Annotated in this window: 2 protein-coding genes; both read left to right on the top strand. The window is 71.7% G+C overall.

From position 1 onward, the window contains the following. Nucleotides 1–15 precede the first annotated feature (15 nt). A complete protein-coding gene (locus AB0L75_RS43305) occupies nt 16–8,862 on the top strand; it encodes an SDR family NAD(P)-dependent oxidoreductase (protein WP_365191800.1) in 8,847 nt (2,948 codons plus the stop codon). Continuing rightward, the coding region (locus tag AB0L75_RS43300; protein ID WP_365191799.1) for a polyketide synthase at nt 8,859–10,279 on the top strand (1,421 nt) is incomplete at its 3' end. The genes AB0L75_RS43305 and AB0L75_RS43300, both read left to right, overlap by 4 nt.

The raw sequence follows: 10,279 nt of genomic DNA, 5'->3' as shown, positions 1-10,279 counted from the left end.
CTGGTGGAGCGTCCGGTGGCGGAGGTGGAGGAGTTCCTCGCCCCGTATGGGGATGCGTTGTCGGTGGCGGCGGTGAACACGGCCGGGTCCACGATCATCTCCGGTGAGGCGGATGCGATCGCGCGGATCGTGGATGAGCTTCAGGGGCGGGATGTGTACGCCCGGAAGATCAACGTCGATTACGCCTCGCACAACGCGCAGATGGATCCGTTGCTGCCGGGTCTGGCTTCGGCGTTCGAGGGCTTGAGTGCTCGGCGTGCGGAGATACCGCTGTACTCGACGGTGACTGGTGAGGTGGCCACCGGCGAAGAGCTGGATGGCGGTTACTGGTGCCGCAATCTGCGGGAGCCGGTCCGTTTCGACCGTGCTCTGAACAGGCTCCTGGATGATGGTCACACGGTGTTCGTGGAGATCTCCGCGCATCCGGTGCTGTCGATGCCGTTGACGGACGGCAGCAGCGAGCGCGGTGGCATCGTGGTGGGCTCCCTCGCCCGTGAGCAGGGCGGCTCGGCTCAGCTCCTCCGCAACCTGGGCCTGTTGCATGTCCAGGGCCACCAGCTGGACTGGGACAAGGTCCTCCCCACCGGTTCCCTGCTCCCCCTGCCCACCTACGCCTACCAACGTGAGCGCTACTGGCTGGAGACCGCAAAGCTGACGGGTGACGTGCGTTCCGTGGGCCTCCGGGCATCGGAGCATCCGTGGCTCGGTGCGGTGACGGCGACGGCCGCCGATGACGGGTACCTGTTCACCGGGCGGCTGTCGTTGGCGGAGCAGCCGTGGCTGGCGGAGCACGCCGCGTTCGGCACGGTGCTGGTCCCCGGCACTGGTCTGCTCGAACTCGCCCTCACCGCCGCACACCACGTGGGCGCGGAGCAGGTGGCCGAGCTGACCCTCCTCGAACCGCTCGTGCTCGCCGAGGACAGCGCCGTACGGCTCCAGGTCGTCGTCGGCGCCGCGAATGCCGAGGGCCGTCGCCCGGTGGCGCTCTACAGCCGTGCCGAGGACGCGTCGGACGACGTTCCGTGGCGGCAGCATGCCGCTGGTGAGGTCGTCGAAGGGGCCGGCCCCGCCGACCCCACCACCGGCTCCGAGGACTTCGCGGAGCTGGCGCAGTGGCCGGTGCCGGGCGCGGAGCCGGTCGAACTGGACGGTTTCTACGAGGCGTTCGCGGAGCGCGGGCTGGTGTATGGCCCGGCGTTCCAGGGACTGAGCGAGCTGTGGCGCAAGGGCGGTACCGCTTACGGTGTCGTACGCCTGCCCGATGGCCTGAAGGCCGACGGGTTCGGTGTGCATCCGGCCCTGCTGGACGCCGCCCTGCACACCCTGGTCGGTGTTCAGAGCGGGGACTCGGTGGACGACGGAACCGCGTTGCTGCCGTTCGAGTGGAGCGGCGTCGAGCTGTACGCGTCGGGGGCCGCCGAAGTGCGGGTGGCGATCGACCTGGACGAGGCGGTCAACACGGTGCGCGTCACCGTGGCCGATCCGGCCGGGCGTCCCGTGGTCCGCGCCGAGGGCCTGCGGTTGCGCGAAGCCACGGCGGAGCAGGTGCGTGCGAGCGAGTCCGTCGACCACGTGTACCGGGTCGAGTTCCGGGTGCCTCGGGTTCTGGAGGAGGGGTCGGAGCTTGAGGCGTGGGTGCTGGGTGGTGACGGGGCGCTGGCTCGTGCGCTGGGTGCCGAGCCGGTTGCCGATCTGGATGAGCTGGCCGCGCGGCTGACTGCGGGGGCTGAGGCGCCTGAGCGGGTCGTGGTGGACGCCACCGGCGATGCTGATGCTGATGCTCTGGATGTGGCGGGCGCGGCGTTGGAGACGGTGCAGCGGTTGCTGGCCGATGAGCGTCTGGAGTCGGCCGAGCTGGTGTGGGCGACCCGGGGTGCCGTGGATGCCGGTGACGGTGTGCGCGATCTGGTTCACGCGCCTGTGTGGGGGTTGCTGCGTGCGGCGCGCGCCGAACTGCCGGAACGGTCGCTCCGGTTGGTGGATGTCGACGTGACTCTCTCCGATGCCGAGCGTGCACTTGCCGTGACCGGAGAGCCCGAACTCGCCGTCCGCGACGGCGAGATACGCACCGCCCGCCTGGTGCGCGCGGCCGGCGGAGACCAGGCCCGGTCCGCTGTCCTCGCCGAGAACGGACGTGTCCTGGTCACGGGTGGCACGGGTGAGCTGGGCCGGGCCCTGGCCGGACACCTGGTCCGCGCGCAGGGCGTACGGCACCTGGTGCTGACCTCCCGGCGCGGCCCGGACACCCCCGGTGCCGGTGAGCTGGTCGCCGAACTCACCGCCGCCGGTGCCACGAGCGTACGGGTCGTCGCCTGCGACGTCGCCGACCGTGACCAGGCCGCAGCGGTGCTGTCCGACGGCGACACGCGGCCCTGGACCGGGATCTTCCACCTGGCCGCGGTCCTGGACGACGGTGTGGTGTCGGCACAGACGGCGGAGCGGCTGGCCACGGTGTGGGCGCCGAAGGCCGCAGGGGCCGTCCACCTGGACGAGCTGTCGCGTGAACTCGCCCCGGATCTCGCCGTGTTCGTGTTGTTCTCGTCGGCGGCGGGGGTGCTCGGCGGTGCCGGGCAGGCCAACTACGCCGCCGCGAACACCTTCCTCGACGCCCTGGCGGTGCGCCGCCGGGCCGACGGCCTGCCGGGTGTGAGCCTGTCCTGGGGCCTTTGGCAGCCGTCCGGCGGCACCGGACTGACCGCGAGCCTCGGGCAGGCCGAACTGGCCCGCCTGCGCCGCAGCGGGGTCGGTGCGCTCAACGCCGACCAGGGCCTGGCCGCCCTGGACGTGGCCCTCACAGCGGACGCCGACGCCCATCTCGTACCCGTCAAGCTCGAACTCGCTGCCCTGCAGCGCTCCTTGGACGCCGGTGAAGCCGTTCCGGCCCTCTACCGAGGGCTGCTGAGGGGCCGCCGCAGGCGTGCGGGGGAGGGGGTGGTGGCGCCGTCGGGGTTGCGGGAGCGGCTGGCTGTGTTGCCGGAGGCCGAGCGGCTGGCCGAGTTGGCCGGGTTGGTGCGGCGGGAGGCGGCTGTGGTCCTCGGTGTGGGGAACGCGGACGGTATCGGCGCTCAGCAGGTGCTGAAGGAGTTGGGTATCGATTCGCTGATGGCGGTCGAGTTGCGTCGGCGGTTGTCGGCGGAGTGCGGGCTGAGTCTGCCCTCGACGCTGGCTTTCGACTACCCGACGCCTATGGCGATCGCCGGGCTCCTGCTGGAGAAGCTGGATCTGTCGGGGGCCGGGAAACCGGCGCGGGCGGCGAGGCGCAGGTCCGCCGGCAGGCACGACGACGAGCCCATCGCGATCGTGTCGATGGCGTGCCGGCTGCCCGGCGGCATCGACACCCCTGAGGCGTTCTGGGAGCTGCTGGCAGCAGGCGGGGACGCGGTGGGCGGCCTGCCCTCCCGCTGGGACGGGCTTGGCATCTACGACCCGGACCCGGAGGCGGTCGGCAAGAGCTACGCCCGTGAGGGCGGCTTCATCGAGGACATCGAGCGGTTCGACGCCGCCTTCTTCGGTATCTCGCCGCGCGAGGCGGTGTCGATGGACCCGCAGCAGCGGCTCATCCTGGAGGCGTCCTGGGAGGCGCTGGAGCGGGCCGGTATCCGACCCGACTCGCTCGGCGGCAGCAACACCGGCGTCTACCTCGGCGCCATGACCTCCGACTACGGCCACCAGGGCCATGACCTGGACGCCCTCGACGGCTACACCAGCACGGGGTACGCGAGCAGCGTGGTGTCGGGCCGGGTGTCGTACACCCTGGGACTTCAGGGCCCGGCCGTGACGGTCGACACCGCGTGCTCCTCCTCCCTCGTCGCCCTCCACCTCGCGGCCAACGCCCTCCGCCAAGGGGAGTGCGAACTCGCCCTCGTGGGCGGAGCGACGGTGATGAACACACCCGCTCTGTTCGTGGAGTTCTCCCGGTTGAAGGGGATGGCGGCGGACGGCCGCTGCAAGTCCTTCTCGGCGGATGCGGACGGTGCGGGCTGGGCCGAGGGCGTGGGTGTGCTGGTCCTGAAGCGACTGTCGGCCGCCGAACGGGACGGGGACCGGATCCTGGCCGTCGTCCGCGGTTCGGCGGTGAACCAGGACGGCCGCAGCCAGGGACTCACCGCCCCCAACGGTCCCTCCCAGCAACGTGTCGTGCAGGCCGCACTCGAAGCATCCCGCCTGACACCGGCGGACATCGACGCCATCGAGGCCCACGGCACGGGTACCTCGCTCGGCGATCCGATCGAGGCGGGCGCCCTGGCGGAGGTGTTCGGACCGGAGCGCCCCGGGGACCGGCCGGTGTGGCTGGGCTCGTCGAAGTCGAACATCGGGCACGCGCAGGCCGCCGCCGGCGTGGTGGGCGTCATGAAGATGGTGCTCGCCCTCCAGCACGAGACGCTCCCCCGGACGCTGCACGCGGAGGAGCCCAGCCCGCACATCCAGTGGGACGGCAGCGGGCTCGCCCTGTTGCAGGAGGCCCGCGCGTGGGATCGGGACTCCGGGCATGTTCGTCGTGCGGGTGTGTCGTCGTTCGGTCTGAGTGGGACGAACGCGCATGTGATCGTGGAGGAGCCGCCGGTCCGGGAGGCCGTTGAGCCGGTGGCCGAAGATGCTGCTCCGCTGCCGGTGGTGGTCTCCGCGCAGGGTGAGGACGCGCTGCGGCAGCAGGCGGCACGCTGGGCGGACTGGGTCACCGCACACGAGGATGTCCGAGTCGCTGATGTGGCGGTGACGGCTGCTCGTCATCGGTCGCATTTCGAGTCGCGGGCGAGTGTGGTGGCCTCTGATACGGCCGCTCTGGTGGAGGCGCTTGAGGCGCTGGCCGAGGGCCGTTCGCACGACGCGGTGGTCACCGGTACGGCGCAGGCGCGCGGCAAGGTCGTCTTCGTCTATCCCGGTCAGGGTTCGCAGTGGGTCGGGATGGGTCGTGAGCTGTTGGCGACCAGTGCGGTGTTCCGTGAGGCCATTGAGGCGTGTGATGTGGCGCTGGAGCCGTTGACGGGTTGGTCGGTGCGTGAGGTGCTGGCGGGGGAGGAGGGGGATCATCCGCCGTTCGACCGGGTGGATGTGGTCCAGCCTGCCCTGTTCGCCATGGGTGTCGGTCTGTCCGCCGTCTGGCGGTCGTTGGGGGTGGAGCCTGCCGCGGTGGTGGGTCATTCCCAGGGTGAGGTTGTGGCTGCTGTGGTGGGTGGTGCGTTGACGCTGGAGCAGGGTGCTTTGGTGGTGGCGCGTCGTTCGCAGGCGGTGCTGGCGTGTGCCGGGCAGGGCGGGATGGCCCTGGTCGAGCGTCCGGTGGCGGAGGTGGAGGAGTTCCTCGCCCCGTATGGCAAGGCCCTGTCGGTGGCGGCCGTGAACACGGCCGGATCCACGATCATCTCCGGTGAGGCGGATGCGATCGCGCGGATCGTGGATGAGCTTCAGGGGCGGGATGTGTACGCCCGGAAGATCAACGTCGACTACGCCTCGCACAACGCGCAGATGGACCCCCTCCTGCCGGGCCTGGCCGAGCACTTCACCGATCTCGCCCCCCAGCAGGCGGACATCCCCCTGTACTCCACCGTCACCGGCGAAGTCGCTACGGGTCCGGAGCTGGACGGGGGCTACTGGTGCCGCAACCTGCGGGAGCCGGTGCGTTTCGACCGTGCTCTGAACAGGCTCCTGGACGACGGTCACACGGTGTTCGTGGAGATCTCCGCGCATCCGGTGCTGTCGATGCCGTTGACGGACGGCAGCAGCGAGCGCGGTGGCATCGTGGTGGGCTCCCTCGCCCGCGAGCAGGGCGGCCCGGCGCAGCTCCTCCGCAACCTCGGCCTGTTGCACGTCCAGGGCCACCAGCTCGACTGGGACAAGGTCCTCGGGACCGGTTCTCAGCTCCCCCTGCCCACCTACGCCTTCCAGCGCGAGCACTACTGGATGGACACCCCGAAGTCGTCCGGCGACGTGCGTTCCGTGGGCCTGGAGGCCTCCGGGCACCCCTGGCTCGGTGCGGCGACGGCGACGGCCGGCGATGACGGGTACCTGTTCACCGGGCGGCTGTCGTTGGCGGAGCAGCCGTGGCTGGCGGAGCATGCCGCGTTCGGCACGGTGCTGGTGCCGGGCACCGGTCTGCTGGAGCTGGCGTTGACCGCCGCACACCATGTGGGCGCGGAGCAGGTGGCCGAGCTGACCCTCCTTGAGCCGCTCGTGCTCGCCGAGGACGGTGTCGTACGGCTCCAGGTCGTCGTCGGCGCCGCGAATGCCGAGGGCCGCCGGCCGATCGCGCTCTACAGCCGTGCGGAAGCCGACCAGGCGGAGTGGCGGCAGCATGCCGCCGGTGAGGTCGTCGAAGGGGCCGACCCCGCCGACCCCACCACCGGCTCCGAGGACTTCGCTGAGCTGGCGCAGTGGCCGGTGCCGGGCGCGGAGCCCGTTGAACTGGACGGTTTCTACGAGGGGTTCGCGGAGCGCGGGCTGGTGTACGGCCCGGCGTTCCAGGGGCTGAGCGAGCTGTGGCGCAAGGGCGGTACCGCTTACGGTGTCGTACGCCTGCCCGATGGCCTGAAGGCCGACGGGTTCGGTGTGCATCCGGCCCTGCTGGACGCCGCCCTGCACGCCCTGGTCGCCGTACGGCAGGAGGAGGGCGACGAGCGTCCGGTGTTCCTGCCGTTCGAGTGGCGTGGCGTCGAGCTGTACGCCTCCGGCGGCACGGAGTTGCGGGTGCGTATCGACCTCGACGACGCCGGCACCAGCGCTCGGGTCCAGGTGGCCGATCCCGCCGGACAGCCCGTCGTACGGGCCGAGCGGCTGGTGATCCGGGAGGCGAGCGCGGAGCAGATCCGCGCGAGCGAGTCCGTCGAGCATCTCTACCGCGTCGACTTCCGGCCGCCGCGTTCCCTGAAGGAGCAGGAGACACCGGCGGACGGCACATGGGTCCTCGGCGACAACGCCGGGGTGTCCGAGATCCTGGAGGCCGACCATGTGGCTGATGTGGATGTACTGCTTGCCCGCCTCGACGACGGGAGGCAGGCGCCCGCTCGACTGGCCGTCGACGCGACGGCGGCGACTGCGCCGGCGGGCGGGGACCACGACATCGCTGGTGCCGCGCAGGAGCTGACCGCTGCCGCGCTGCACACTCTGCGCCGTCTGCTGGGCGAACCCCGGCTGGACGGCGTGGAGCTGGTGTGGATCACGCGCGCGGCGCTGGGCGTGGACGACGAGGTCCACGATCTGGCGCACGCACCGCTGTGGGGTCTGCTCCGCGCGGCGCGCAGCGAGCAGGCCGAACGCGCGATCCGCCTGGTCGACCTCGGGAACGACGGCGCCGACGACGCGCTGCTGCCCCGGGCCGTCGCCCTCACGGGCGAGCCGGAGATCGTGATCCGCGGTGGCGAGATCCGCACCGCGCGGCTCGTACGGACGACAGCGCGGCCGCAGGCACAGGCACAGCCACCAGCGGAGACGGAGACGCAGACGGAGGCGGTGGCCGGTTCGGGCGAGGACGCGCGGCCGGTCGCGAGGCCGCTGGATCCCGAGGGATCGGTCCTGATCACGGGCGGCACGGGTGAGCTGGGCCGGGCTCTGGCCGGACATCTGGTCCGCGCGCATGGCGTACGGCACCTGGTGCTGACCTCCCGGCGCGGTCTCGACGCCCCTGGCGCCGGTGAGCTGGTCGCCGAACTCACCGCCGCCGGAGCCGCGAGCGTGCAGGTGCTCGCCTGCGACGTCAGCCGGCGCGAGGACGTCTCCATGGCCCTCGCGACCGCGGACGCCGCGCACCCCTGGACGGGTGTCTTCCACCTGGCGGGTGCGCTGGACGACGGTGTGGTGTCGGCGCTGACGGCGGAGCGGCTGGCCACGGTGTGGGCGCCGAAGGCGGCGGGCGCCGTCCACCTGGACGGGCTGTCGCGTGAACTGGGTCTGGATCTGGCGGCGTTCGTGTTGTTCTCGTCGGCGGCGGGGGTGCTCGGCGGTGCCGGGCAGGCCAACTACGCCGCCGCGAACACCTTCCTCGACGCCCTGGCGGTCCGGCGCCGCGCCGACGGCCTGCCGGGTGTGAGCCTGTCCTGGGGCCTGTGGCAGCAGGCCGGGATCGGCCTGACCGCGAGCCTCGGCCGAGCGGAACTCGCCCGACTGCGCCGTGGCGGCATCGGCGCCCTGAGCGCCCGGCAGGCCCTGGCCGCGCTCGACGCCGCTCTGGGGCTGCCGTACCCGCACCTCGTACCGGTGAAGCTGGAACTCACGTCGCTGCAGCGCGACGCGGACAGCGGGAACGACGTCCCCGCCCTGCTGCGGAGCCTGCTGCGCGCCCCGCGCCGGCAGGCGGGCGAAGCGGCGGGAACCCCGTCCGGCCTGCGCGAGCAACTGCTCGCCCGCCCCGAGACCGAACGGCTGCCGCACCTGACCCAACTGGTGCAGCGGGAGGCCGCGACGGTCCTCGGCGTGTCCGCGACGGGCGGGGTGGGGGCCCAGCAGGTGCTCAAGGAACTCGGCATGGACTCACTGATGGCGGTCGAACTGCGTCGCCGTCTGTCCGCCGAGACCGGGGTCTCCCTGCCGTCGACGCTCGCCTTCGACCATCCCACCCCCTCCGCGATCGCTGCCCTGCTGCTGGCCAAGCTCGCCGTCGGCTCCGGCACCGGGCCGGCCGCCACGGCGACCGGACAGCGCCTCACGCGGAACCAGATCGACAGCCTGGTCGAACTCCTGAGCACGGCGACACCGGCCCAGCTCGAGGAGCGGGGCCTCGCCGCCGGCCTGCTCTCCCTGCGGGACGACCTGGCCAGGAGCGCGCCCGCGGCCGATGAACAACCGGAGCCGGAAGCCGAGATCGAGATCGATACCGGCAGCACGGATGACCTTCTTCAGTTCCTGGATCGCAAGCTTGGAGTCAGCGAATGAGCGCGTCCGAAGTCGGGAAGCTCGAAAAGCTCGAGGCGTATCTGCGGCGCACGGCGAACGCGCTCGTCGAGACCGAGAACCAGCTCACCGCCGAGCGCGCGGCACGCACCGAGCCGATCGCGGTGGTGTCGATGGCGTGCCGGCTGCCGGGCGGTATCGACACCCCTGAGGCGTTCTGGGAGTTGCTGGCGGCGGGTGGAGACGCGGTGGGCGGCCTGCCCTCCCGCTGGGACGGGCTCGGCGTCTACGACCCGGACCCGGAGGCGGTCGGCAAGAGCTACGCCCGTGAGGGCGGCTTCATCGACGCCGTGGAAGGCTTCGACCCCGCCTTCTTCGGCATCTCGCCGCGCGAGGCGCTGTCGATGGACCCGCAGCAGCGGCTGGTGCTGGAGGCGTCCTGGGAGGCCCTGGAGCGGGCCGGCATCCGACCCGACTCGCTCGGCGGCAGCCGCACCGGTGTCTACCTCGGGGCGATGAGTTCCGACTACGGCAACCAGCAGGGACACGACCTCAACGCCCTCGACGGGTACGTGAGCACGGGCAACGCCAGCAGCGTGGTGTCGGGCCGGGTGTCGTACACCCTCGGTCTCCAGGGCCCGGCCATGACGGTGGACACGGCCTGCTCCTCCTCCCTCGTCTCGGTGCATCTCGCGGTGCAGGCGCTGCGCCAGGGCGAATGCGAACTCGCCCTCGCCGGTGGCGTCACGGTGATGAGCACCCCGGCCCTGTTCGTGGAGTTCTCCCGGTTGAAGGGGATGGCGGCGGACGGCCGCTGCAAGTCGTTCTCGGCGGATGCGGACGGTGCGGGCTGGGCCGAGGGCGCGGGTGTGCTGCTGCTCAAGCGTCTGTCGGCTGCTGAGCGGGACGGTGACCGGGTCCTGGCGGTGATTCGGGGTTCGGCGGTGAACCAGGACGGCCGCAGTCAGGGGTTGACGGCGCCGAACGGGCCTTCGCAGCAGCGGGTGATCCGGGATGCGCTGGAGGCGGCGCGGCTGACGCCGGCGGACATCGACGCGATCGAGGCACACGGGACGGGTACGTCGCTGGGTGATCCGATCGAGGCGGGTGCGCTGGGTGAGGTGTTCGGGCCTGGTCGTTCCGGGGAGCGGCCGGTGTGGCTGGGCTCGTCGAAGTCGAACATCGGGCATGCTCAGGCCGCCGCTGGTGTGGTCGGTGTGATCAAGATGGTGCTGGCGTTGCAGCACGGGTTGCTGCCGAAGACGTTGCACGCGCAGGAGCCGAGCGCGCTGATCGAGTGGGCGGGCAGCGGACTTGAGCTGCTGCAGGAGGCCCGTGCGTGGGAGCGGGAGGAGTCGCGTCCGCGTCGTGCGGGTGTGTCGTCGTTCGGTCTGAGTGGGACGAACGCGCATGTGATCGTGGAGGAGCCGCCGGTCGGGGAGGCCGTTGAGCCGGTGGT

The organism is Streptomyces sp. NPDC052101 (assembly GCF_040680235.1).
Classification (GTDB): domain Bacteria; phylum Actinomycetota; class Actinomycetes; order Streptomycetales; family Streptomycetaceae; genus Streptomyces.
Note: the sequence above shows the minus strand (reverse complement) of the source record. Positions and strands in the feature narration are given on the sequence as shown.